Raw genomic sequence first — 24,495 nt, 5'->3', positions numbered from 1 at the left:
TAAAGCGCGTTTATAAGACAGGATCGAAAATGAAAAAGAGCACTCTGGCATTAGTGGTTATGGGCGTGGTGGCTTCCGCATCTGTTCACGCAGCAGAAGTTTATAATAAAAACGGTAATAAACTGGACGTGTACGGCAAAGTGAAAGCTATGCACTATATCAGTGATGATGACACCAAAGATGGTGACCAGACTTACGTTCGTTTCGGTTTTAAAGGCGAAACCCAGATTAACGATCAGCTGACGGGCTATGGCCGTTGGGAAGCTGAATTCGCAGGTAACAAAGCTGAAAGCGACTCCTCGCAGAAAACACGTCTGGCGTTCGCCGGTATTAAACTGAAAGACTTTGGTTCACTGGATTACGGCCGTAACCTGGGCGCGCTTTATGACGTCGCGGCATACACCGATATGTTCCCTGAGTTCGGCGGTGACGGCCTGGCACAGACCGACAACTTCATGACGAAACGTGCCTCCGGACTGGCCACCTACCGCAATACCGATTTCTTTGGCATGGTAGACGGTCTTGATATGACCCTGCAGTACCAGGGCAAAAACGAAAACCGCGACGTGAAAAAGCAGAACGGTGACGGCTTTGGTACGTCTCTGGCCTACGACTTCGGCGGCAGCGATTTCTCCGTCATTGGTGCTTATGCCAGCTCCGATCGCACCAACGCGCAGAACCTGCAGGCGCGCGGTGAAGGTAAAAAAGCCGAGGGCTGGGCAACCGGTCTGAAATACGACGCGAACGATATTTACCTGGCCACTATTTATTCTGAAACCCGCAATATGGCCCCTATCTCCGGTGGTTTTGCAAATAAAGCGCAAAACTTCGAAGTGGTTGCACAATATCAGTTTGACTTTGGTCTGCGCCCATCCGTGGGTTATGTACAGTCCAAAGGCAAGGATATCGAAGGCATTGGCGACGAAGATATCGTGAAATATATTGACGTGGGCGCCACGTATTACTTCAACAAAAACATGTCCGCGTTTGTTGATTATAAAATCAACCAGATTGACGACGATAATAAGCTGGGCGTGAGCAGCGATGATATCGTTGCGCTGGGTGTGACGTATCAGTTCTAAGATTATCCAGATAAGAAAATCCCGGCATACAAGCCGGGATTTTTTTGCCCAGGGTAAATGCGGTCTGCTGCCCTCCCCCCCGGCCCTCTTCCACAGGAAGAGGGAGAAACCATTACGCGGTCAGCTTCACCGCTTCGCTGGAAAAGTCATCCGCTGGCTCGAACTTAAGGTCCAGGGTGGCCAGCAGCGCGCTCGCTTTGTCGTGGAACTCTTTCAGAGTGTATTCCAGGCGATCGATCACTTCCTGATCTTTGATGGTCGTGGCCTGCCAGTTGCCGTCTTTGTTAAACAGGCCAAACTGGTAGCTATACGTAAAACGTTTCTCCTCTGCTTCCATTTCCATCCACCAGCCCCAGAATTCACGTTTTTCGGGTGCAGGCTTCACGTTGACGCATACAGCCAGGCAGTCGAAAAAAAAGCGATTCTCTTCACACTGCTCTTCTCGAATATACGGGCCGAGAGCCATAAATTTCTTAATCAGCCTACTTTTCGGGTGTCCACTCGGTAACGTCATTGCGATCTCCTTTTGTGAAGCCACTGTTTTACCAAACCAGCGAAATTTAGCAATCTATTAACACACTCTCTGGGCGATCCAGCGCGTGATCTCTTTCAAGGCTTTGTCAAAATTCTGATACACCGGGCTGAACGGCACCTCAAGCAATTTGCCATCCGCAGATGACGAAGTGATTAAGCGTGACTCTTCCTCCGGGCTGAACGGATCGTTTTTCCAGAAACCGGACAGCATCGGCGTCGGGCAGCGGCGTCCAAGCAACCCTTGCGTTTTTAACGAGTAGCGATTGAGTTCGACGCGCAGCGCTTCGTCTGAGGCATCATGCATGCCAAGTCGACTGGCAAGGACGTCCAGATACATCTCCGGCACGCTGCCCTGACGGGCAGGATCGCTGAGCAGGGCGTGAACCACCGGGCCCAGGCAGGCGACGGCCTTCAGACGTGAAGATTCAAGGTAAGCCAGACGCACCGCAACGTTGGCACCAAAACGGAAGCCGAACGCCGCGACGCGGGTGTGGTCAACCCACGGAACATTTTCCAGCGCTTTAAGCGCATGCTGGTGCAGCAGGCTCGAATCCTGCGTTAACTTCCACTTCGATGAGAATCCAATAGAAGGCATATCGAGCGTCAGCATCGCGATCCCTTTTGGTGCGAAGTAGCGCTCATACAGGCTGTAATAGTCGATTTGCAGGGAATCCAGCCCGCCGCACATTAGCACGGTCGGAAACGGGCCGTCGCCTTCAGGCATGTGCAGGAACCCGGTGACGGGCGCACCGCCCGGAACGGCGAACTCCAGCTCGCGCATCTGACCCGGCAGGCGTTGAGCAGCCTCCTCATAGGCACGATTCGCCAGCGCCTGAGCCTGCTCGGCCAGCTCATCCCCTTTCAAATGCGGATAGGCGGCGATGGCGTAGAGGTTGGCCGCATGCAGCCAGTGCTTGCCGCTGCGCGTGGCATCCTCTTCCTGGCTGGCTTTTTGCTGCCAGAGCATCGCCTGTTTAGACCATTCGTAGATCCAGTTCCCGCCCCGGTAGCCCACCACCGTGTCGTAGAGCTCGCTGTCAGTACGCTCCGACTCGCTCATTACGATACGCGCCTGCACGTCGAGGATTTCACGGGGATCGATACCGCGCCAGATCCACATCAGGCGGTTAATCATGCGATACCAGTGGGGCACGTTTTTACCGTCTAACGCAGACTGGACGGCAGGCATGGTTCCCGGATTAAACCGACGGACCAGCGTCGACGTTTCAGGGTGTTTGAAACGGGGTTTGAAAAGCGTCTCGGTGAGATTTGCCTGCGTCATTGCGTTGCCTCCATGGATACGTCATATAGTGCCCATTGTAACGCGTGGCGGGATAAAAAGAACAACGCCCGGCATAGCCGGGCGTGTAAAGTTACGTACTGGTATTAACGGCCTGAGATAGGCGGCACGAAGACCACGCCCATATCCCATGGCTGTTCAATCCAGGTATCCTGCGGGATATCAATCACGTAATCGTCGACCAGCGGACGGCCAGCAGGCTTCGCAAAGATAGTGACGAAGTGCGCTTTCGGGTACATTTCGCGAATAGCGACCGCTGTACCGCCGGTGTCCACCAGATCGTCGATAACGATGAAGCCTTCACCGTCGCCTTCAGCGCGTTTCAGCACTTTCAGCTCACGCTGGTTATCATGGTCATAGCTGGAGATGCAGACGGTATCGACATGACGAATACCCAGCTCACGTGCCAGCAGCGCCCCCGGTACCAGACCGCCACGGCTGACGGCAATAATGCCTTTCCACTGTTCGGAAGGCATCAGACGCGCAGCCAGTTTGCGTGCGTGAATCTGCAACATGTCCCAGGTGACGACGTATTTTTCGCTCATGTGAAGTGTCCCAGCCTGTTTTTATACGGCTTAAAAAGTGTTCGAGGGGGAAATAGGTTGCGCGAGATTATAGAGATCTGGCGCACTAAAAACCAGTGTTTAGCGCTCCCTGCCTGAGTTTTTACATGCTTTATGCTACCAGCCAGCAGAGAAAGTGGTATTCTCAGTTGCATCTCGCAAGCCTGTCTTGTGGTAACTATTAACCTGCTAACCCTGTGGCCTGCAACCCTGTTTGCAGCGCCTCGACAAGGAGACTTATCGTGTCTGAACTGTCTCAATTATCTCCGCAGCCGCTGTGGGATATTTTTGCCAAAATTTGCTCCATTCCACACCCTTCCTACCATGAAGAACAGCTTGCCGAACATATTATGGGTTGGGCGAAGGAAAAAGGTCTGCACGCAGAGCGCGACCAGGTTGGCAACATTCTGATCCGCAAACCGGCTACCGCAGGCATGGAAAACCGTAAACCGGTTGTACTGCAGGCGCACCTGGACATGGTGCCACAGAAAAACAACGACACCGTTCACGACTTCACTAAAGACCCAATCCAGCCGTACATCGACGGCGACTGGGTAAAAGCGCGCGGTACCACCCTGGGCGCGGACAACGGCATCGGTATGGCCTCTGCGCTGGCGGTGCTGGCTGACGACAGCGTTGAACACGGTCCGCTGGAAGTGCTGCTGACCATGACCGAAGAAGCGGGCATGGACGGCGCGTTCGGTCTGCAGGCGAACTGGCTGCAGGCAGATATCCTGATCAACACCGACTCCGAAGAAGAAGGTGAGATCTACATGGGCTGCGCGGGCGGGATTGATTTCATCTCTACCCTGCCGCTGTCACGCGAAGCGATCCCTGCTGGCTTCCAGACCTTCAAGCTGACGCTGAAAGGGCTGAAAGGCGGCCACTCTGGCGGCGACATTCATCTGGGTCTCGGCAACGCCAACAAACTGCTGGCACGCTTCCTGGCGGGCCACGCGGCCGAGCTGGACCTGCGTCTAGTGGACTTCAACGGCGGCACCCTGCGCAACGCGATCCCACGCGAAGCCTTTGCCACCGTGGCGGTGCCAGCGGCGAAAGCGGACGAGCTGAAAAAACTCTCCAGCGTCTACCTGGATATCCTGAAAAACGAACTGTCGGCGAAAGAGAAGAACCTGACCGTGGTGCTGGAATCCGTGTCTACGGATAAAGCCGCCCTGACCGCGCAGTCTCGCGACAGCTTCGTTCAGCTGCTGAACGCGACGCCAAACGGCGTGATTCGCAACTCTGACGTGGCGAAAGGCGTGGTGGAAACCTCTCTGAACGTGGGCGTGGTGACCATGAGCGACGACAGCGCGGAAATTATCTGCCTGATCCGCTCCCTGATCGACAGCGGTAAAGAGTATGTAGTAAGCATGCTGGAATCTCTGGGTGCGCTGGCGGGCGCGAAAACCTCCGCCAAAGGCAGCTACCCTGGCTGGCAGCCGGATGCAAGCTCTCCGGTGATGGCGCTGGTGCGTGAAACTTATCAGCGTCTGTTCAACAGCACCCCGAACATCCAGGTGATCCACGCGGGTCTGGAATGTGGTCTGTTTAAGAAGCCGTATCCGGACATGGACATGGTTTCCATCGGGCCAACCATTACCGGTCCACACTCGCCGGATGAGCAGGTTCATATTGAAAGCGTCGGCCATTACTGGACGCTGTTGACGGAACTGCTGAAGGCGATCCCTGCGAAGTAATTTGTCGTCTGTTGCCCGGCGGCGCTACGCTTGCCGGGCCTACGATGAGTGCAATCTACAATCCCAAAACCAGCTGACGCTCCAGCTGCGGATCCAGCAGCGTGACGTGCAGTCCCACCAGCCTCACCCCTCGTCCGCCTCGTCGTTCTTCCCACGCCTTTTTCGCTGTTGCGATAAGATCTTCTTTGTTCAGGCGCGGCCAGACGTGCTCCTGCGTCGTCTGCTGAAAGTCGTTAAATTTCAGCTTGATGCCCTGTCGGGCAATCAGTAAATCAGGCTTTACTTTGATCAGGCGTCGCTCCAGCTCCGGATAGAGCTGTTCCGTAATAATGGTTTCGCATTCCGACCAGTCATGGATGTCTTCGCTCAGCGTGCGCTCAACCCCGACCGATTTACGAAGCCGTTCGTTGTTTACATCGCGGTCGTCAATGCCCTGACTGCGCTCCCACAGCACGCGGCCAAACTTCCCAAAGCGCTTGAGCAGCATAGCCAGGTCGCTTCGCTGCACGTCTTCGCAGGTGCGTAACCCCATACTTTCCAGCTTCGCGGCGGAGACTTTGCCTACGCCGGGGATTTTGCCAAGCGGCAGCGTTTTTAAAAACGCCGGGACCTCTTCAGGGGTGATGACGTACTGGCCGTTGGGTTTATTTAAATCGGAAGCAATTTTGGCGAGAAATTTTACCGGCGCGACGCCTGCCGACGCGGTGAGATTCAGCTCGTTGAAAATGGTCTGGCGGATCTCCTGCGCCATCAGGGTAGCGGAGCCGTGACAGTGCAGGCTGTCGGTGACGTCCAGATAGGCTTCGTCCAGCGAAAGCGGTTCAATCAGTGAGGTGTAGCGGGAGAAGATTTCGCGTATATGGTTTGAGGCTTCTTTATAGGCGTCAAAGCGCCCTGGCAAAAGAGTAAGGTGCGGACACAGTTTCAGCGCCATCGCCGTCGGCATGGCGCTGCGCACGCCAAATTTGCGTGCAGGATAGTTGGCGGTGCTGATCACACCGCGCTGAACGCGGCTGCCGCCAATGGCGATGGGAATATCCCGCAGCGCCGGGTTGTCACGCATCTCCACTGCGGCAAAAAAGCAGTCCATATCGACATGGATTATTTTGCGCATCGGTCATACCACATATGTATTTATATACAGTATAACAAAAGGCAAAAAATGCGTCAGCTATTTTCCTTACTCACGATTGTCATATAAACGTGTTACAAACATTCGTAATAAAACCTTTATATACATACATTTATAAAATCAATGGAGCGTAATCATTCATGAAGAAAATTCTCCCGATTTCGTTACTGTTTCTGGCGAGTGCTGCATCTGCTAGCCCTGCGATCGTTGCCCACCGGGGCGGAACTGCGGATGCACCTGAAAATACCCTGCCAGCCATTAAGCTCGCCCTCGAAAACAAAGCAGATATCGTCTGGATAACCGTGCAGCTCAGTCGGGATGGCGTACCGGTTCTCTATCGACCTGCCGATCTGAAAGCGTTAACCAATCTGCAGGGAAAGGTGTCACAGTATACCGCTGAAGAACTGGCAAAGGCGGATGCCAGCGTGAAGTGGAAAGATAAGGGCCTGCCGGAAAACCTGCTTAATTCCCCGATACCGACGCTGAAGTCGGTGCTGAGCGCCTGGCCAGATACGCGTTTTTTCATTGACATCAAATCGCCGGATGCCGATCCGGCGACCATGGGCAACGCGCTGCTTAACGTATTGAAAGAGACCAACAGCCTGAATCGCGTTCGCGTTTATTCAACCGAAGATCGCTATATGGAAGCATTGCCTGTCGAAATCCCCCGCTTTGTCACGCGCAGCGAAACCCGCACGCGTCTGGCCACGATTTCGTTGAGCCATGAATGTCTGCCTCCTTCACAAAAAATGGACGATTACTGGTATGGGCTTGAGTTAAACCGAAAAGTAGAAGTGGTCGAGAAATTCACCTTAGGCGAAGGTGTCTCTCCTGCAACATTAACGTGGGACAAAGAGGCCGTTGACTGCTTCCGCTCTCAGGGCAATGCCCATCTGATTTTTATCGGCGTGAACTCAGAAGAGGATTACCAGAAGGCGAAAACACTGGGTGCCGAAGGGGTTCTTGTAGACTCACCAGCCAAAGCCAAAAGCTGGGCAAAATAAATGATAAAGGCCGCACGAAGCGGCCTTTTCCTAGATGATCCTCTGCTGATCCCGGGCCATCCGTTTTTTACGGGCATCACAGGGCTCCGGGCAGTCGCACACCTTTTCCATTCCGATGGAAGAGATACCTCCACAGCTGCCCTGAATGCTTTTACGCTTGATGATCCAGCCTAAAGACATACCGAACACCACCAGCAAAAATACCGCAAAGGTTGCCAGAAAGGTCAACATAATCAGCCCCCGAAATCATCAAGGAGGATGTTTTCATCTTCCACGCCGAGATCTTTGAGCATCTTGATCACGGCGGCGTTCATCATTGGCGGACCACACATATAGAACTCGCAGTCTTCCGGTGCCAGGTGCTGTTTGAGGTAGTTTTCATACAGCACGTTGTGAATGAAGCCCGTATAGCCCGTCCAGTTATCTTCCGGCTGCGGATCGGAGAGCGCCACGTGGAAGGTAAAGTTCGGATTCTCACGCGCCAGTTGTTCAAACTCATCGTCGTAGAACATTTCGCGCAGCGAGCGCGCACCGTACCAGAAGCTGATTTTACGCTTGCTGCCGAGACGCTTGAGTTGATCAAAGATGTGCGAACGCATAGGGGCCATACCCGCACCACCGCCGATAAAGACCATTTCCGCGTCGGTATCTTTAGCAAAAAACTCGCCGAACGGACCGGAGATCGTCACCTTGTCGCCTGGCTTAAGGGACCAGATATACGACGACATCACGCCCGGCGGCGCGTCAGGCACGTTTGGCGGCGGCGTGGCGATACGCACGTTGAGCATGATAATGCCCTTCTCTTCCGGGTAGTTAGCCATGGAATAGGCGCGCAGCGCGGGCTCTTTTACCTCGGAAACAAAGCGGAAGAGATTAAATTTATCCCAGTCGGCCCGGTACTCATCGGGCACGTCGAAGTCCGCATACGCCACGGTGTGCGCCGGACAATCAATCTGGATATACCCGCCTGCACGGAACGGGACGCTCTCCCCTTCAGGGACACGCAGCTTGAGCTCTTTAATGAACGTGGCTTTGTTATCGTTCGAGATAACCTCGCACTCCCATTTTTTCACGCCGAAAATCTCTTCCGGCAGCTCAATCTTCATGTTCTGACGCACCGCAACCTGGCACGCCAGGCGGCACCCCTCTTTCGCTTCACGTTTCGTGATATGCGACAGTTCAGTAGGCAGAATATCACCGCCCCCCTCTTTCACCGTCACACGGCACTGCCCGCATGAGCCGCCTCCACCGCAGGCTGACGAGACAAAAATCCCGTTGCCCGAGAGCGTATTAAGCAGCTTGTCCCCTGCCGAAGTGCGGATCTGGTTCTGCGGATCGTCATTGATATCAATGATCACATCCCCGGAATTAACCAGCTTTGCGCGCGCCGCCAGAATCAGCCCTGACAGCACCAGTACTATCAGCGTGAACATCACCACGCCAAGAATAATTTCCATCTGTTAGCCCTTATAGCTGCACACCGGAGAAGGACATAAAGCCCAACGCCATCAGGCCGGTGGTGATAAAGGTGATCCCTAAGCCACGCAGCCCCGCAGGCACGTTGGCATATTTCATTTTTTCACGGATCCCCGCCATGGTGACAATCGCCAGCATCCAGCCGATACCGGAACCGAAGCCGTACACCACCGATTCACTGAAGTTGTAATCGCGCTGAACCATAAACGAGACGCCACCGAAGATGGCGCAGTTCACCGCGATCAGCGGCAGGAAGATCCCCAGCGCGTTGTACAGCGACGGGAAATACTTATCGAGGATCATCTCCAGGATTTGTACCAGCGCCGCAATCACCCCGATGAAGGTGATGAAGTTCAGGAAGCTAAGATCGACGCCTTCCACCAGCGCGCCGTCCCGCAGCACGAAGTTGAACACCAGGTTGTTAATCGGAACCGAAAGCCCCAGCACAACGGTGACCGCCACGCCCAGGCCAAATGCCGTCGAGACCTTTTTAGAGACAGCAAGGAACGTACACATGCCCAGGAAGAAGGCGAGCGCCATGTTTTCAACAAACACCGCGCGCACAAATAAACTCAGGTAATGAGCCATTGTCGGTTACTCCTTTTCCTGCTGTTCAGGCTTCAACGTACGAATCAGCCAGATCAGCAAACCGATAATGAAAAACGCGCTTGGGGCCAGCAGGAACAGGCCGTTCGGCAGATACCAGCCGCCGTTCTGTACCGTATCCAGCACCTGAACGCCAAACAGCTTGCCGCTGCCAATCAGCTCGCGCAGAAAACCGACCGTCAGGAGGATCACGCCGTAGCCCAGGCCGTTGCCGATACCGTCCATAAAGCTCGCCAGCGGCGGCATTTTCATGGCGTAGGCTTCAGCGCGCCCCATCACGATGCAGTTGGTGATAATCAGGCCGACAAACACCGAAAGCTGTTTGGAGGTTTCATAGGCGAACGCGCGCAGCAGCTGATCGACCACGATCACCAGCGAGGCGATGATCGCCATCTGCACGATGATCCTCACGCTGTTGGGGATGTGGTGGCGGATCATCGAGATAAACATGCTGGAAAACGCCGTCACCAGCGTTACCGCCAGCGTCATCACCACCGCCGTTTCCAGCTTAGTGGTCACCGCCAGAGCCGAGCACACACCCAGCACCTGCAGGGTTATCGGGTTATTGGCTAAAAGTGGGCCAATCAGCACTTTTTTAACTTCTTTCAGTTCACCCGTATCAGCCATTATTCAGCGCTCCTTCACGTACGTTCTTCAGGAAGGGACCAAAGCCCAGTTCACCCATCCAGAAATCAAAACTGTGCTGCACCCCGTTAGAGGTGAGTGTGGCGCCGGAAAGACCGTCAACGGCGAATTCATCCCCAGGACGCGCACCTCCTTTCACCACCTTCAGCGCAGGCTGACCGTTATCATTGAGCACTTTTTTACCGATAAACTGCGCACGCCAGTTAGGGTTTTCCACTTCGCCACCCAGCCCCGGCGTTTCGCCCTGATCGTAATAAGTAATACCTTTGACCGTGCGGCCATCGGTATCCAGTGCCACAAACGCATACATCATTGACCATAAGCCGTTGCCGTAGATGGGCAACACGATTTCCTGTATGCGCTTCTGCTCGTCACGGACGAGGTAAATCTCCGCGACATTGCTGCGGCGCTTAATGCCAGCCGGATCCTGCGAGGCGTCAAGCACGGTGCTCATCTGTGGATCCTTTAATGCCAGCGCCTGGTTATATTTCGCCGGGTCTTTATCCATCAGCTCGCCGGTTTTTAAATCCACCAGCCGTGCGGTAATGCGTTCAGCAAACACGTCGGCGACGTCGTCCTTCGTCATGCCTTCCTGCATCAGCCCGGCCACGGCCAGGATGTTACGCTGTTTATCCAGCGCGCGCTGTTCCTGCTGCAGCGGTTTCAACCCTACGGCGGAACCGGCAACCACGATGGAACAGACCAGACACAGTACCAAAACCACCAGCAGCGTTTTGCTGATGCTGTCGTTATTTTTAACCTCAGCCACGCGCCTTCCTCCGCTTAATGTTGGCGCGCACGACCAGGTAGTCGAACAGCGGCGCAAACAGGTTGGCAAACAGAATGGCCAACATCATCCCTTCCGGATAGGCCGGGTTGACCACGCGAATCAGTACACACATCACGCCAATGAGCGCGCCGTAGCACCATTTCCCCCTGTCGGTAAAGGAGGCCGAGACGGGATCGGTGGCCATGAACATCATGCCAAACGCAAAGCCTCCCAGCACAAGGTGCCAGTACCACGGCATGGAGAACATCGGGTTCGTGTCTGAACCAATGAGGTTGAACAGCGTGGCGGTAAGCACCATGCCGAGCATAACGCCCGCGACGATGCGCCAGGACGCCACGCGGCCAAAGAGGATGATGGCCCCGCCAATCAAAATCATCAGGGTAGATACTTCGCCAATGGAGCCCGGAATGTTGCCAAGAAACGCGTCGAACCAGGTTACGGGCTGGCCGGTAGCATTGTTGACCAGCGTTTCGCCGCCACCTGCCGCCCACTGTGAAAGCGGCGTCGCGCCGGAGAAACCGTCCGCAGCCGTCCACACCAGGTCGCCCGAAATCTGCGCCGGGTAAGCAAAGAACAGGAACGCACGCCCCGCCAGCGCCGGGTTGAGGAAGTTACGTCCGGTGCCGCCGAAAATCTCTTTGGCAATCACCACGCCAAAGCTGATCCCCATCGCCGCCTGCCAGAGCGGCAGAGTAGGCGGAACAATCAGCGCAAACAGAATGGAGGTCACGAAGAAGCCTTCGTTGATCTCGTGTTTGCGGATGATGGCGAACAGCACTTCCCAGAAGCCGCCCACGATAAAGACGGTCATGTAGATCGGCAGGAAGAAGACGGCCCCCAGCGTCATCATGCTGACCCAGCCTGCATCAGCCGCAAAGCTGACGCCCAGCGACTGCGCCAAACGATAGTGCCAGTCAGACTGGATCACCTGCGCCAGCTGCTGGGCGTCGTACATATGATGCAGCGCCGGAATGGTTTGCAGACCAACGTTGTACATGCCCCAGAACATGGCCGGGAAGACCGCAAACCACACCAGGATCATCATGCGTTTCAGGTCGATGGCATCGCGAACGTGCGCTGCCCCTTTCGTCACCAGACCCGGAGTGTAGAAAATAGTCGTCGTCGCTTCATACAGCGGGTAGTACTTTTTGAGCTTCCCTTCGGTAAAGTGCGGCTCAATTTTTTCAAAGAGGTGCTTTAATCCCATGGTTATCCTTCCTGCTCAATGCGGGTTAACACCTCGCGTAATACGGGTCCATATTCGTATTTACCCGGACACACATAGGTACAGAGCGCCAGATCTTCTTCATCCAGTTCCAGGCAACCGAGCGCCTGCGCGCCGTCGGTATCGCCTGCCAGAAGATCGCGCAGCAGCACGGTAGGCAGAATATCCAGCGGCATTACACGTTCGTAGTTGCCAATCGGAACCATCGCGCGCTCGCCGCCGTTTGTGCTGGTAGAGAAGTTAAAGAGCTTATGACGCAGAAAGTGGCCAAGCGTGGTGCGGGTGACGGAGTATTTTTCTGCCCCAGGCAGAACCCAGCCGAACAGCTCTTTCTCACGCCCTTCCAGAACGACGCTCACCTGAAGATGGAAACGTCCCAGGTACGCGTGCGCATTGACAGCGCGGCGGCCGCTGAGTACCGAACCGGAAATGAGGCGGTTTTCACCCTCTTTCGTTTCCCCTGCCAGCAGTTCATTAATGTCTGCTCCCAGAAGCGTCTTAACCAGACGCGGGTTTGCGGCCTGCGGCCCGCCGATGGCGATAATCCGTTCAGCGCAGAGTTCACCCGTAGTAAAGAGCTTACCGATGGCAATGACATCCTGATAATTAAGGTGCCAGACCTGTTTTTTAAGGCTCACCGGCTCAAGGAAGTGGATATGGGTCCCGACCAGACCCGCCGGATGCGGGCCGGAAAATTCATTAAACGTAACCTGCCCCTGCGGATGGCCGCCAAGCTTGCCGCCGCTGGCCTGGCAAACGTGCACTTTTCCGGGCGTCAGGCGAGTCAGAACGGTCAGCCCGGCATCAAAGGCTTTACGCTGCGCCAGGATAATGGGCTGCGGGTCTGCGCTGAGCGGGTTGGTGTCGATGGCCGTCACGAAAATGGCAGCCGGGGCGGTATCAGGAACAGGTGATTTGCTGAAAGGACGCGTACGCAGCGCCGTCCACAGGCCGGACGCGAGCAGCTGAGCCTGCACATCTTCGCGGCTAAGCGTCGCGAGGTCTGCCGCATCATAACGAGCAAACTCACGCTGTTCATCGCCTTCAATGCGGATTACCACCGACTGCAGCATGCGACGCTCGCCGCGGTTGATCGCTACCACGGTGCCGCTGGCGGGGGTCGTGAACATGACGCCGGGATTTTTTTTGTCTTCAAAGAGCGCTTGCCCTTTGATCACGCGATCGCCCTCCTGCACCAGCATTGAAGGACGCATGCCCAGATAATCGTCACCTAAAATTGCGACATGACGGACGCTTGCGCCACACGAGACGTGCTGCTCAGGCACGCCTGCAATCGGCAAATTAAGTCCTTTTTTTATTTTAAACATGTGGTTAGCAGGTTTCCATAAACAACAATCCAGTGGGCGCAAAGTGTAACATTTTCCCCTTCTCTCGGGCAGGGGATCCACCGTCGGGCGCGCCAAAATGCGAGCTATTACGCAAAGTTCCTGGAGCCAGCGCGTTTTTGATGGTTTATAAAGTAAAACTAATTTGTAAACTCACCGCCCGGCTCTTGCGAAAATCTATAGCGGTGCTAATGTGAGCGCACCTAACAGAATAATCTGATTTCGGGTCTCTTTTGCCGTCCTGGCAAGTTAGTCCAGGTTTTATCAAGGAATTTGTAGTATGCGTAAAATCGCATTGTTCATTGCGATGCTTCTGATTCCGTGCATGTCGTTTGCCGGGCTGCTCAGCAGCAACAGCTCCACCACGCCGATCAGCAAAGAATATAAACAGCAGTTAATGGGATCCCCGGTTTATATTCAAATCTTCAAGGAAGAGCGCACGCTCGATCTGTTTGTAAAAATGGGCGAAACATATCAGCTGCTTGATAGCTACAAAATTTGTAACTATTCCGGCGGGCTGGGCCCGAAACAGCGTCAGGGCGATTTCAAAAGCCCGGAAGGTTTTTACAACGTTCAGCGTAACCAGCTAAAGCCGGATAGCCGCTTCTATAAAGCCATCAACATCGGTTTCCCGAACGCCTATGACCGTGCTCACGGTTATGAAGGGAAATACCTGATGATCCACGGTGCCTGCGTGTCTGTCGGCTGCTACGCGATGACCGACTCCGGCATTGATGAGATTTTCCAGTTCGTAACCGGCGCACTGGTCTTTGGGCAACCTAACGTTCAGGTCAGCATCTATCCGTTCCGCATGACCGATGCCAATATGGCGCGCCATAAGTACTCTTACTACGCCGATTTCTGGAAACAGCTGAAGCCGGGTTATGACTACTTTGAGCAGACCCACAAGCCGCCGGTAGTCTCTATCGTCGATGGCCGTTACGTGGTCAGCAAACCGCTGAGCCACGAAGTCGTCCACCCGCAGCTGGCCTCAAATTACACGGTCCCCGAGACAAAATAGCACCCACTCGCCTGGCATAATCTTTTGCCAGGTTTCGTTGCCCGTCAGCGGCTGCGTTGCAATAACGGTGACCACATCGTTCGGTGTGGTCTCTTTCTGAAAATCTATCTCCACATCCTGATCGAGCAGCGTAGCAACGCCAAACGGCGCACGGCGCGTGATCCAGAAGAGATTCGTCGAGCAGAACGCCATCACGTAGCGTCCGTCAGACAACAGCATGTTAAACACGCCTTTTTCACGCAATTCGGCTGCCAGCGTCGCGATGTATTTGAATACGGCGGCCATATTGCCGGGCGTGCGCGGATAACGTTCCGTCAGCTTATGCAGCAGCCAGCAGAAGGCCTTCTCGCTGTCCGTTTCGCCCACCGGGCGGAAGTTGCCCGTTTCCAGAGATTTATAGCCCGTAAGCTGCCCGTTGTGCGCGTAGGTCCAGTTACGGCCCCACAGCTCGCGGGTAAAGGGATGGGTATTTTCCAGCGCAACTTCGCCGCGGTTTGCCTGGCGAATATGCGCGATCACCGAACAGGATTTAATGGGATAGTCCTGCACCAGTTTGGCAATCGGTGAGTTAAAACTGGGCTGTGGATCTTTGAACGTGCGACACCCTTTGCCTTCGTAGAAGGTGATGCCCCAGCCGTCTTTATGCGGCCCGGTTCCCCCACCGCGCTGAACCAGCCCGGTGAAGCTAAAGCAGATATCGGTTGGCACATTGGCGCTCATCCCGAGCAGTTCGCACATACAACACCTCCACAACAGCGGGGGGCAGCCCCCTCGTCTTTCAAGCTGCACTTTTGTTGGCTGCCTTCGCTCACCCCAGTCACTTACTTATGTAAGCTCCTGGGGATTCACTCAGTTGCCGCCGCAGTGCAACTCGAAATCCATTGGGGATATGCCCCCCAGCGAAGTCTTACTTAACCATCTCTTTTTCGATCAGCTGGATCAGGATGTGGATCACTTTGATGTGAATTTCCTGAACGCGATCAGCATAGCCGAAGTGCGGAACGCGAATTTCGATATCCGCCGTACCGTCCATCTTACCGCCATCTTTCCCGGTCAGGGTGATGACCTTCATCCCTTTTTCGCGTGCGGCGGCGATCGCTTTGATCACGTTGGCGGAGTTACCGGAGGTAGAGATACCCAGCAGCACGTCGCCTTCACGGCCTACTGCCTCAACGTAGCGGGAAAAGATGTGGTCGTAACCGAAGTCGTTGCCTACGCAGGAGATGTGGCTCACGTCGGAAATCGCAATCGCCGGGTAGCCCGGACGGTTTTCGCGATAGCGTCCGGTCAGCTCTTCGGCGAAGTGCATGGCGTCACAGTGGGAACCGCCGTTACCGCAGGAGAGCACTTTGCCACCGGCCTTAAAACTGTCGGCCAGCAGGACCGCCGCGCGCTGAATAGCGTGAATATTGGCATCATCTTTCAGAAAGTTCGCCAGCGTTTCCGCCGCTTCGTTCAGTTCGTTACGAATAAGATCCTGGTACATGAGGATAATCCTTCAGTATTGATGAAATAACACAGTGGAGTGTACCGGATAGCGGGAAAAGCGAGAAGCTAAAGCCATGCGAATCGTCCGGCGTTTTGATTTTTTGTGCCGACGAAAACGCGAACAATGTGAACCAGGTTGTAATTATTTTGTAAACACATTGCTAAAGGAATTCACATCAACTACAACCATATCATCACAAGTGGTCAGACCTCCTACAAGCAAGGGAGCTTTTCTTTATGATGATTTTGAGCATTCTCGCAACCGTTGTACTGCTCGGTGTGTTGTTCTATCACCGCGTCAGTTTATTCCTGAGCAGCCTGATTCTTCTGGCCTGGACGGCTGCGCTTGGCGTCGCAGGTCTCTGGAATATCTGGATTTTGGTCCCTCTTGCCATCATTCTGCTGCCGTTTAACCTGGCCCCGATGCGTAAGTCGATGATCTCCGCGCCGGTATTTAAAGGCTTCCGCAAAGTGATGCCGCCGATGTCGCGCACCGAGAAAGAAGCGATTGATGCGGGCACCACCTGGTGGGAAGGCGACCTGTTCCAGGGCAACCCGGACTGGAAAAAGCTGCACAACTATCCGCAGCCGCGCCTGACCGCCGAAGAACAGGCCTTTATTGACGGCCCGGTGGAAGAAGCGTGCCGCATGGCGAACGACTTTGCTATTACCCACGAAATGGCCGACCTGCCGCCGGAGCTGTGGGCGTACCTGAAAGAGCATCGCTTCTTCGCGATGATCATTAAGAAAGAGTACGGCGGTCTTGAGTTCTCCGCTTACGCGCAGGCTCGCGTGCTGCAAAAGCTGGCGGGCGTTTCCGGGATCCTGGCGATTACCGTCGGCGTACCGAACTCCTTAGGCCCGGGCGAACTGCTGCAGCATTACGGTACGGAAGAGCAGAAAGATCACTATCTGCCGCGACTGGCGCGCGGTCAGGAAATCCCGTGCTTCGCGCTGACCAGCCCGGAAGCAGGCTCCGATGCAGGCGCAATCCCGGATACCGGCGTGGTCTGTATGGGCGAGTGGCAGGGCCAGCAGGTGCTGGGCATGCGCCTGACCTGGAACAAACGCTATATCACCCTGGCGCCTATCGCCACCGTGCTCGGCCTGGCCTTTAAGCTCTCCGACCCGGAAAAACTGCTGGGCGGTGAAGAGGATCTGGGCATTACCTGCGCGCTGATCCCAACCTCGACGCCGGGCGTTGAAATTGGCCGTCGTCACTTCCCGCTGAACGTGCCGTTCCAGAACGGCCCGACCCGCGGCCAGGATATCTTCGTGCCGATTGACTACATCATCGGCGGCCCGAAAATGGCCGGTCAGGGCTGGCGCATGCTGGTGGAATGTCTGTCGGTGGGTCGCGGTATTACCCTGCCGTCGAACTCAACCGGTGGCCTGAAGTCCGTCGCGATGGGAATTGGCGCTTATGCCCACATTCGCCGTCAGTTCAAAATCTCCATCGGCAAGATGGAAGGTATCGAAGAGCCGCTGGCGCGCATCGCGGGCAACGCCTACGTGATGGACGCCGCTGCATCCCTGATTACCTACGGCATCATGCTGGGCGAAAAACCGGCCGTGCTGTCCGCGATTGTGAAGTACCACTGTACCCATCGCGCGCAGCAGTCGATTATTGACGCGATGGATATCGCGGGCGGTAAAGGTATTATGCTCGGCGAAGGCAACTTCCTGGCGCGCGGCTATCAGGGCGCACCGATTGCCATCACTGTGGAAGGGGCCAACATCCTGACCCGCAGCATGATGATCTTCGGCCAGGGGGCGATTCGCTGCCATCCGTACGTGCTGGAAGAGATGGCCGCTGCGCAGAATAACGACGTGGACGCCTTCGACAAGCTGCTGTTCAAACATATCGGTCACGTGGGCAGTAACAAGGTGCGGAGCTTCTGGCTAGGCCTGACGCGCGGCCTGACCAGCGCGACGCCAACCGGCGATGCGACCAAACGTTACTACCAGCATCTGAACCGTCTGAGCGCCAACCTGGCTCTGCTGTCCGACGTTTCCATGGCGGTGCTGGGCGGTAGCCTGAAGCGTCGCGAGCGTATCTCCGCCCGTCTGGGCGACGTGCTGAGCCAGATCTTCCTGGCCTCTGCGGTGCTGAAACGCTACGACGACGAAGGCCGTCAGGAAGCGGATCTGCCGCTGGTGCACTGGGGCGTGCAGGATGCGATGTATCAGGCGGAACAGGCGATTGACGACCTGCTGGCGAACTTCCCGAACCGCTTCGTGGCTGGCGCTCTGCGCGTGGTGATCTTCCCGACCGGTCGTCACCATCTGGCGCCGTCAGACAAGCTGGACCACAAAGTGGCGAAGATCCTGCAGGTTCCGAGCGCAACCCGCTCCCGCATTGGCCGCGGTCAGTATCTGGCACCAACGCCGCATAACCCGGTGGGCCTGCTGGAAGAGGCGCTGCTGGACGTGATGGCCGCCGACCCGATTCACCAGAAAATCTGCAAACAGCTGGGTAAAAACCTGCCGTTTACCCGTCTGGACGAACTGGCGAAACAGGCGCTGGCCGGTGGCATTATCAATAACGACGAAGCTGCGCTGCTGGTGAAAGCCGAAGAGAGCCGTCTGCGCAGTATTAACGTGGATGATTTCGAACCGGAAGAGCTGGCGACGCAGCCGGTAAAGCTGCCGGAGAAGCACCGCAAACCTGAAGCGGCATAACCCGCTTCGCTCTGACAAACCCCGCCCGGTGCGGGGTTTTTTATTGCCACATTTTCTCGTAATGACGTGCTACAGTGTCAAAAAGGGGTCGTTTGAGGAGTCTGTATCGTGCCTGGTTTGAAGATTTCGATTTTGCAGCAGCCTTTAGTGTGGATGGATGGCCCTGCCAACCTGCGCCACTTTGATCGTCAACTGGAAGAGATTACCGGGCGAGATGTGATTGTCCTGCCGGAGATGTTTACCACCGGCTTTGCGATGGAAGCGGCGAAACAGTCGATGCCCCAGGAAGAGGTGGTCGCCTGGATGCATGCCAAAGCGCAGCAAACCAACGCGCTGATCGCCGGGAGCGCCGCACTGCAGACGGAACGCGGCCCGGTGAACCGCTTCCTGCTGGTTGAGCCGGAAGGAAAGGTGCATTTTTACGATAAACGCCACCTGTTCCGCATGGCCGATGAACATCATCATTATGAAGCCGGTAACGAGCGCGTGGTGTTCGAGTGGCGCGGCTGGCGTATTCTGCCGCTGGTCTGCTACGACCTGCGCTTCCCGGTATGGTCGCGCAACCGCAACGATTACGACCTGGCGCTGTACGTCGCCAACTGGCCCGCGCCGCGCTCGCTGCACTGGCAGGCGCTGCTGGTGGCTCGCGCGATTGAAAACCAGGCGTACGTGGTGGGCTGTAACCGCGTGGGGACGGACGGCAACGGCCACCACTATCGCGGCGACAGCCGGGTGGTGAATCCGCAGGGCGAGATTATTGCCACCGCCGAACCGCATCAGGCGACGCGCATTGATGCGGAGCTGTCGTTGACGGCGCTGAAGGAGTATCGGGAGAAGTTCCCGGCGTGGCAGGATGCGGATCCGTTTAGCATTGGGTGAAAAAATGCCGGGTGGCGGCTACGCCTTACCCGGCCTACCAATGTTGCTCGCTTCTTTTAACTCACTAACGCCTGCCCGTCCTTGCGGCTCTCCGTCGCGGCCACGTAGTGCCCTTCCGGCATACGATAGATCACCTGCGCACCGCCGAAGTTGTAATCCTGGAGCGGATCTTCCACCACTATCTGATGCCCGCGCTCGCGCAGCGCGGCAATGGTGTTGCGATCGAACGTCGATTCAACAATCACCTCCCTGCCCTGCACCACGCGCCAGCGCGGCGCGTCGATGGCCGCCTGCGGGTTTTGCCCGTGCAGCATGATGCGCAGCGCCATCTGCATATGCCCCTGCGCCTGCATCGGGCCGCCCATCACGCCGAAGGACATCAGCGGCTTGCCGCTGCCGTCCATCGCAAAGCCCGGAATGATGGTGTGGAAAGGACGCTTGCTGCCCGCCAGCGCGTTCGGGTGTTTGGGATCGAGCACAAAGCCGCAGCCGCGGTTTTGCAGGCTGATTCCGGTATCCGGCACCACAATGCCTGAACCGAAGCCCATAAAGTTGGACTGGATAAACGAAACCATCATCCCGCTGGCGTCCGCGGTGCTGATGTAGACCGTGCCGCTCTGCGTCGGTGAACCGTACACAAAGTCAGAGGCGTTATCGCGATCGATAAGCGCCGCACGCGACTTCAGATAGTGGTCGCTCAGCAGCTCTTTTGCTGCGAACTCCATATGTTCTTCATCCGCCACGTAGCGGTCGAGATCCGCCAGCGCCAGCTTCATGGCTTCAATGGATAAGTGCAGAGACTGCACGGAGTCCGGATGATGTTTCTCAATGCCGCACTGCTCCAGAATACCGAGCGCAATCAGCGTGGCGATCCCCTGCCCGTTTGGCGGCAGCTCCTGTACCGAGCCGCCCGCGAAGTCGCGCGACAGCAGGTCAACCCAGTCCACGCGATGGTTTGCCAGATCTTCCGCTGACAGGTGCGCGCCGTGCTCCTGGGCGAAGGCGGCAATTTTCTGCGCCAGCTCGCCGCGGTAAAAGGCTTCACCGTTGGTTTTGGCAATCAGCTCCAGCGAATGTGCCTGCGCCGGGTTACGGAAGATCTCCCCCACGCGCGGGGCGCGGCCTTCCGGCGCGAAGCAGGCGCTAAAGCCAGGCTGATCTTTCAGCTTGTTATAGCCGCGCTGCCAGAGATGACCAATCAGCGGCGAGACCGGGAAGCCGTTGCGCGCGTAGTCAATCGCAGGCTGCGCCAGCGTGGTCAGCGGTAGCGTGCCGAAGCGTTCTGCCAGGGCCACCCAGCCCGACACCGCACCCGGCACCGTCACCGCGTCCCAGCCGATTTCCGGCACTGCGCTTTTACCGGCAAACAGATCCGCATGCCAGCTGGCCGGCGAGCGCCCGGACGCGTTCAGGCCGTGAAGTTTTTCACCGTCCCAGACGATGGCAAAGGCGTCGCTGCCGATGCCGTTGCCGGTCGGCTCAACAACGGTCAGCGCCATGGCGGTGGCAATGGCCGCATCGACGGCATTACCACCCAGCTGCAGCATTTTCATTCCCGCCTGCGCCGCCAGCGGCTGCGAAGTGGCAACGGCGTTGTGGCCCATCATCGGCGGGCGGCGTGAAGCGTAACCGGATGTAAAATCAAGCGCTTTGGTCATCATGACTCCTTAGTCGTGGCGCGGATCGAGCGCATCGCGCAGCCCGTCGCCAAGTAAATTAAAGCCCTGCACGGCAAGGAAAATCGCCACGCCGGGGAAAACGGACATCCACGGCGCCTGCTCAAGGAAACCTTTCGCGGTATTGAGCATGGACCCCCAGGACGGATTGGGCGGCTGCTGCCCCAGCCCTAAAAACGACAGGCTGGCTTCGGCAATAATCGCCGAGGCAATGGCCAGCGTGGCCTGAACCAGGATCGGCGACATCACGTTTGGCAGAACGTATTTAATGATGATCCAGCGATCCGGCAGGCCTATCGCCCGCGCGCCGTCGATGTACTCTTCATTGCGAATGGCGATCACCTGCCCGCGCGTCAGGCGGGCGAAGATCGGCATCGCCGAAAGACCGATGGCGATCATCGCGTTGGTCAGGCTCGGGCCTAAAAATGCCCCCAGCGCGATCGCCATGATCAGGAACGGACAGGCCAGCAGCGCCTCGATAAAGCGCGAGATGACGCCGTCCCACATCTTCTGGAAGTAGCCCGCCACCAGCCCCAGCGGCACGCCGATGACCACCGCGATAACCACCGACATACAGCCCGCCATCAGCGAGGTTCGCGCTCCCCAGATAATGCGGGACAAAATGTCGCGCCCCAGCTCGTCGGTGCCGAACCAGTACATCGCTGACGGCGCTTTGCGCACCGCGAGGAAGTTGGCTTTAACCGGGTCAAACGGGGCGATCCACGGCGCCAGCAGCGCCACCAGCACAAAGAAACCCACCACAAGCGCGCCAATCACCGCGCTTTTATTGGCGAGGAATTTCTTCAGCACCCGGTTCTGCGCGCGCGGCAGCGCGGGGGCTACGGTTTGCGTCGTCAGTTCCGCCATCGTTAACCTCGCATTTTCGGGTTGATAAGGACGTAAAGCACGTCGGCCAGCAGGTTGAGCAGCAGGAAGCCGATCGCCACGATCAGCACCACGCCCTGCACCACCGCGTAGTCACGGTTGAACACCGAGTCGACGATCATCTTGCCAAAGCCCGGAATGGTGAACACCTGCTCGGTCAGCACCGCGCCGCCCAGCAGCTCGCCGAACAGCAGCGTGGTGAGGGTGATCACCGGTACCAGCGCGTTGCGAAACGCGTGCTTTAGAATGACCGCCTTCGGCAGCAGCCCCTTGGCGCGTGCGGTACGGATATAATCCGCCTTCAGCACCGCGATCATCGACGCGCGGGTATGGCGCATCAGCGTCGCCGCCAGCCCGGTTCCGAGCACGGACGCGGGCAGCAGCAGCGTGCGCAGGTTCTGAAGCGGATCTTCACTGAACGGCACGTAGCCGGACGCGGGCAGCCACTGCAGGTTCACCGAGAAGACCAGAATCAGCAGGATCCCCAGCCAGAAGTGGGGAATAGAGATCCCTGAGATCGCCACGAAGTTCGCCCCGTGATCGACCCAGCTGTTTTTGTTCACCGCCGCAAGGATCCCCATGCTGATGCCAAACACCAGCGCAATAATCATCGCCAGCAGCGACAGCTCCAGCGTAACCGGCAGCTTGCTGGCGATAAGCTCGGTCACCGGCTCGTGCGTGCGCAAGGAGACGCCCAAATCGCCCTGCAGCGCCCGCGTCAGCCAGTGGAAATACTGAACCGGGATCGGCGCATCCAGGTTCAGCTCCGCGCGCAGCTGGGCGATCACCGCCGGATCGCGTTCCTCACCGGCCATCGCAATCAGCGGGTCACCGGGCAGCAGCTTTTGCAGCCCGAACACCATCATGCTCACCAGCAGTAGCGTCGGGACGGCCAGCAGCAGACGTTTGCAAATCAGTTCCAGCATGGGTTCTCCTCAGGACGTTTATTTCGCCAGCGTCAAACCCGCCAGACGCACGATGCCGTCCGGGTAAGGCTTAAAGCCCTGCACGCGCTTGTTCAGGCCAAAAATGCGCGGCTCGAAGTAGAGGTAGGCAATCGGCATGTCGGTTTGCAGCTGCTTCACCACCTTGTCGTACAGCGACTGGCGCGCGGCCTGGTCGGTGCTCTGGCGCGCCTGCGTCAGCCACTCATCGACCTGCGCGTTGCTGTAACGGCCATCGTTAAGCGTGCCATTGCTGTGGATAAAACCGTAGATGCTGCCGTCCGGATCCGGGCGACCCGACCAGCCGGAGAAGCTCAGCTGATAATCACCGCTCTGCTGGCGATCCAGCAGCGTGGCAAATTCGGTCATCTGCAGGTTCAGCGTGAAGCCGGCCTCGGCGACCATCGCCTGCAATACCTGACCCACCTGCTGCGAGGTTGGGTTGTTCGGCACCAGCAGGTTGACGGTCAGCGGCGCGGTGACGCCTGCCGCTTTGAGCAGCGCTTTGGCTTTATCAACGTCGCGCGGCGGAACCGGCAGATTCACGTGATACGGGCTGACCGTCGAAAACGCCTGGTTGGCTGGCGTATACAGCCCTTCAAAGACCACCTGGTTTAACGCATCACGGTCGATGGCCTGAGAAAACGCCTCGCGCACGCGGGCATCTTTGAACGGATCGTTCGCCGGGACCTTGCCGTTGTTAATATTGAAGGTGATCCCCTGATAGCCCAGGCCGGTGACCTTCGCCAGCGCCAGCTTGCTGTCGGCTTCGACGGTTTTGACGTCGCTGGCGGCAATGCCTTCGGTCAGATCCAGATCGCCCGCGCGCAGGTTCGCCAGACGCACGGAGGCATCCGGGATCGGCAGATAGATAATTTTGTCGAAGTGGTAGGCGCCTTTGTTCCAGTAGTTGTCGAAGCGGGTCAGAACGATGCGGTCCTGCGACACGCGGCTGTCGAACTTGTACGGGCCGGAACAGACCGGATGGGCGGCAAAGTCAGGCTTTTTCGCGGCCTCGGGTGCCATCATCGCGCCCGCGCGGTCGGTAAGCTGCATCAGCAGCGCGGCGTCCGGCGTTTTCAGGTGCAGCGCTATCTGCATCGGGCCGGTGACCTCTACCGATTCCACGGAGGAGATCTCGCTTTTCCGCAGGGAGCCTTTGAGGGTCAGGGCGCGGTCCAGGTTGTATTTCGCGGCAGCGGCATCGAATTCCTCTCCGTCATGGAAGGTCACGCCTTCGCGCAGATCCATGGTCAGCGTTTTGCCGTCGGCGCTCCAGGCCCACGATTTCGCGAGACCTGGCACGACCTTCAGATGCTCGTCGACGTCCACCAGCCTGTCGCACAGAGAGGCAAACACGAAGCGGCCATAGTAGGTGCGCGCCAGGTGCGGGTCGAGCATGTCCGGGTCTGCCCCCAGGCCGATTCGCAGCACGCTTTCAGAATGGGCGGGCAGCGCCGCGCCAAGCAACATAACACTTCCCAGTACGGTCAAAAGAGAATTACGCATTGTCATTA

General features: G+C 56.9%; 23 protein-coding genes. 6 read left to right on the top strand and 17 right to left on the bottom strand.

Features of this window, described 5'->3' with window-relative positions:
• The first annotated feature begins 29 nt into the window (after nucleotides 1-29).
• Complete coding sequence (gene phoE, locus IM299_RS10255; RefSeq protein ID WP_028012086.1) at nucleotides 30-1,082, top strand: phosphoporin PhoE; 1,053 nt, start codon at nucleotides 30-32, stop codon at nucleotides 1,080-1,082.
• 112 nt (nucleotides 1,083-1,194) lie between these two features.
• On the opposite strand, the gene crl is transcribed toward phoE, so the two are convergent.
• The 3 genes from crl to gpt all read right to left on the bottom strand — a co-directional run bounded on the left by crl (nucleotide 1,195) and on the right by gpt (nucleotide 3,461).
• On the bottom strand, nucleotides 1,195-1,596 hold the full coding sequence (crl, locus tag IM299_RS10250; RefSeq protein WP_008500249.1) for a sigma factor-binding protein Crl: 402 nt from the start codon (nucleotides 1,594-1,596) through the stop codon (nucleotides 1,195-1,197).
• A 57-nt stretch (nucleotides 1,597-1,653) separates the two neighbouring features.
• Nucleotides 1,654-2,898 (bottom strand): esterase FrsA, encoded by a 1,245-nt coding sequence (gene frsA / locus IM299_RS10245; RefSeq protein WP_028012084.1) that lies wholly within the window; start codon nucleotides 2,896-2,898, stop codon nucleotides 1,654-1,656.
• Nucleotides 2,899-3,002: 104 nt separating this feature from the next.
• Nucleotides 3,003-3,461 carry a xanthine phosphoribosyltransferase gene (gene gpt / locus IM299_RS10240; RefSeq protein WP_003863205.1) on the bottom strand — a complete coding sequence of 153 codons (459 nt, stop codon included), beginning with the start codon at nucleotides 3,459-3,461 and terminating at the stop codon, nucleotides 3,003-3,005.
• 260 nt (nucleotides 3,462-3,721) lie between these two features.
• Between gpt and pepD the strand changes: the two genes are divergently transcribed.
• A complete protein-coding gene (gene pepD, locus IM299_RS10235) occupies nucleotides 3,722-5,179 on the top strand; it encodes a cytosol nonspecific dipeptidase (RefSeq protein WP_045630671.1) in 1,458 nt (485 codons plus the stop codon).
• A 55-nt stretch (nucleotides 5,180-5,234) separates the two neighbouring features.
• On the opposite strand, the gene dinB is transcribed toward pepD, so the two are convergent.
• Nucleotides 5,235-6,293 carry a DNA polymerase IV gene (gene dinB / locus IM299_RS10230; RefSeq protein ID WP_041911133.1) on the bottom strand — a complete coding sequence of 353 codons (1,059 nt, stop codon included), beginning with the start codon at nucleotides 6,291-6,293 and terminating at the stop codon, nucleotides 5,235-5,237.
• Between the two features lie 158 nt (nucleotides 6,294-6,451).
• Between dinB and IM299_RS10225 the strand changes: the two genes are divergently transcribed.
• Nucleotides 6,452-7,315, top strand: coding sequence for a glycerophosphodiester phosphodiesterase family protein (locus IM299_RS10225; RefSeq protein ID WP_088205255.1), 864 nt, complete (start codon nucleotides 6,452-6,454; stop codon nucleotides 7,313-7,315).
• A gap of 30 nt (nucleotides 7,316-7,345) precedes the next feature.
• Here IM299_RS10225 and nqrM read toward each other — a convergent pair whose 3' ends face one another.
• From nqrM to IM299_RS10190, 7 genes are read right to left on the bottom strand one after another with little or no spacing between them, the layout of a single operon-like run.
• Nucleotides 7,346-7,546: a (Na+)-NQR maturation NqrM gene (nqrM, locus tag IM299_RS10220; RefSeq protein ID WP_041911135.1), complete on the bottom strand. Its 201-nt coding sequence runs from the start codon at nucleotides 7,544-7,546 to the stop codon at nucleotides 7,346-7,348.
• A 2-nt stretch (nucleotides 7,547-7,548) separates the two neighbouring features.
• A complete protein-coding gene (nqrF, locus tag IM299_RS10215; protein WP_193357441.1) occupies nucleotides 7,549-8,772 on the bottom strand; it encodes an NADH:ubiquinone reductase (Na(+)-transporting) subunit F in 1,224 nt (407 codons plus the stop codon).
• A 10-nt stretch (nucleotides 8,773-8,782) separates the two neighbouring features.
• Nucleotides 8,783-9,379: an NADH:ubiquinone reductase (Na(+)-transporting) subunit E gene (nqrE, locus tag IM299_RS10210; protein WP_003863217.1), complete on the bottom strand. Its 597-nt coding sequence runs from the start codon at nucleotides 9,377-9,379 to the stop codon at nucleotides 8,783-8,785.
• A 6-nt stretch (nucleotides 9,380-9,385) separates the two neighbouring features.
• Nucleotides 9,386-10,024, bottom strand: a complete 639-nt coding sequence (locus IM299_RS10205) for an NADH:ubiquinone reductase (Na(+)-transporting) subunit D (RefSeq protein WP_028012078.1) — start codon at nucleotides 10,022-10,024, stop codon at nucleotides 9,386-9,388.
• The gene (locus tag IM299_RS10200) at nucleotides 10,017-10,811 is read right to left on the bottom strand and encodes a Na(+)-translocating NADH-quinone reductase subunit C (RefSeq protein WP_063942698.1); all 795 of its coding nucleotides are present in this window, start codon (nucleotides 10,809-10,811) and stop codon (nucleotides 10,017-10,019) included. Before IM299_RS10200 ends, IM299_RS10205 begins: the two co-directional genes overlap by 8 nt.
• Entirely contained in the window at nucleotides 10,804-12,039 is a 1,236-nt protein-coding gene (locus IM299_RS10195; protein WP_028012076.1) for an NADH:ubiquinone reductase (Na(+)-transporting) subunit B, read from the bottom strand. Before IM299_RS10195 ends, IM299_RS10200 begins: the two co-directional genes overlap by 8 nt.
• Nucleotides 12,040-12,041: 2 nt before the next feature.
• On the bottom strand, nucleotides 12,042-13,385 hold the full coding sequence (locus IM299_RS10190; RefSeq protein ID WP_193357440.1) for a Na(+)-translocating NADH-quinone reductase subunit A: 1,344 nt from the start codon (nucleotides 13,383-13,385) through the stop codon (nucleotides 12,042-12,044).
• Nucleotides 13,386-13,683: 298 nt separating this feature from the next.
• Between IM299_RS10190 and dpaA the strand changes: the two genes are divergently transcribed.
• Nucleotides 13,684-14,424: a peptidoglycan meso-diaminopimelic acid protein amidase gene (gene dpaA, locus IM299_RS10185; RefSeq protein ID WP_041911140.1), complete on the top strand. Its 741-nt coding sequence runs from the start codon at nucleotides 13,684-13,686 to the stop codon at nucleotides 14,422-14,424.
• Here dpaA and IM299_RS10180 read toward each other — a convergent pair.
• Both IM299_RS10180 and lpcA read right to left on the bottom strand, forming a co-directional pair.
• The gene (locus IM299_RS10180) at nucleotides 14,395-15,162 is read right to left on the bottom strand and encodes a class II glutamine amidotransferase (protein ID WP_028012073.1); all 768 of its coding nucleotides are present in this window, start codon (nucleotides 15,160-15,162) and stop codon (nucleotides 14,395-14,397) included. The genes dpaA and IM299_RS10180 overlap by 30 nt on opposite strands.
• A gap of 169 nt (nucleotides 15,163-15,331) precedes the next feature.
• On the bottom strand, nucleotides 15,332-15,910 hold the full coding sequence (gene lpcA, locus IM299_RS10175) for a D-sedoheptulose 7-phosphate isomerase (RefSeq protein WP_003863232.1): 579 nt from the start codon (nucleotides 15,908-15,910) through the stop codon (nucleotides 15,332-15,334).
• A 239-nt stretch (nucleotides 15,911-16,149) separates the two neighbouring features.
• Between lpcA and fadE the strand changes: the two genes are divergently transcribed.
• Together fadE and IM299_RS10165 are read left to right on the top strand one after the other, a co-directional pair.
• A complete protein-coding gene (gene fadE, locus IM299_RS10170) occupies nucleotides 16,150-18,594 on the top strand; it encodes an acyl-CoA dehydrogenase FadE (protein WP_028012072.1) in 2,445 nt (814 codons plus the stop codon).
• A 108-nt stretch (nucleotides 18,595-18,702) separates the two neighbouring features.
• On the top strand, nucleotides 18,703-19,473 hold the full coding sequence (locus IM299_RS10165) for an amidohydrolase (protein ID WP_041911141.1): 771 nt from the start codon (nucleotides 18,703-18,705) through the stop codon (nucleotides 19,471-19,473).
• Between the two features lie 56 nt (nucleotides 19,474-19,529).
• Here IM299_RS10165 and IM299_RS10160 read toward each other — a convergent pair whose 3' ends face one another.
• Genes IM299_RS10160 through IM299_RS10145 form a run of 4 tightly spaced genes read right to left on the bottom strand, consistent with a single transcriptional unit; the run spans nucleotide 19,530 to nucleotide 24,493 of the window.
• Nucleotides 19,530-21,131, bottom strand: a complete 1,602-nt coding sequence (locus IM299_RS10160; RefSeq protein ID WP_041911142.1) for a gamma-glutamyltransferase family protein — start codon at nucleotides 21,129-21,131, stop codon at nucleotides 19,530-19,532.
• A 9-nt stretch (nucleotides 21,132-21,140) separates the two neighbouring features.
• A complete protein-coding gene (locus tag IM299_RS10155; RefSeq protein ID WP_028012069.1) occupies nucleotides 21,141-22,016 on the bottom strand; it encodes an ABC transporter permease in 876 nt (291 codons plus the stop codon).
• A gap of 2 nt (nucleotides 22,017-22,018) precedes the next feature.
• Nucleotides 22,019-22,960 carry an ABC transporter permease gene (locus tag IM299_RS10150; protein ID WP_028012068.1) on the bottom strand — a complete coding sequence of 314 codons (942 nt, stop codon included), beginning with the start codon at nucleotides 22,958-22,960 and terminating at the stop codon, nucleotides 22,019-22,021.
• A gap of 18 nt (nucleotides 22,961-22,978) precedes the next feature.
• Nucleotides 22,979-24,493, bottom strand: a complete 1,515-nt coding sequence (locus IM299_RS10145) for an ABC transporter substrate-binding protein (protein ID WP_193357439.1) — start codon at nucleotides 24,491-24,493, stop codon at nucleotides 22,979-22,981.
• Between the last annotated feature and the right edge of the window lie 2 nt (nucleotides 24,494-24,495).

The sequence above is a fragment of the Enterobacter cloacae complex sp. P47BA genome, from assembly GCF_014930485.1.
GTDB classification, from domain to species: domain Bacteria; phylum Pseudomonadota; class Gammaproteobacteria; order Enterobacterales; family Enterobacteriaceae; genus Enterobacter; species Enterobacter bugandensis.
The sequence above is the reverse complement of the archived record's forward strand: the minus strand, read 5'-3'. Positions and strand labels throughout refer to the sequence as shown.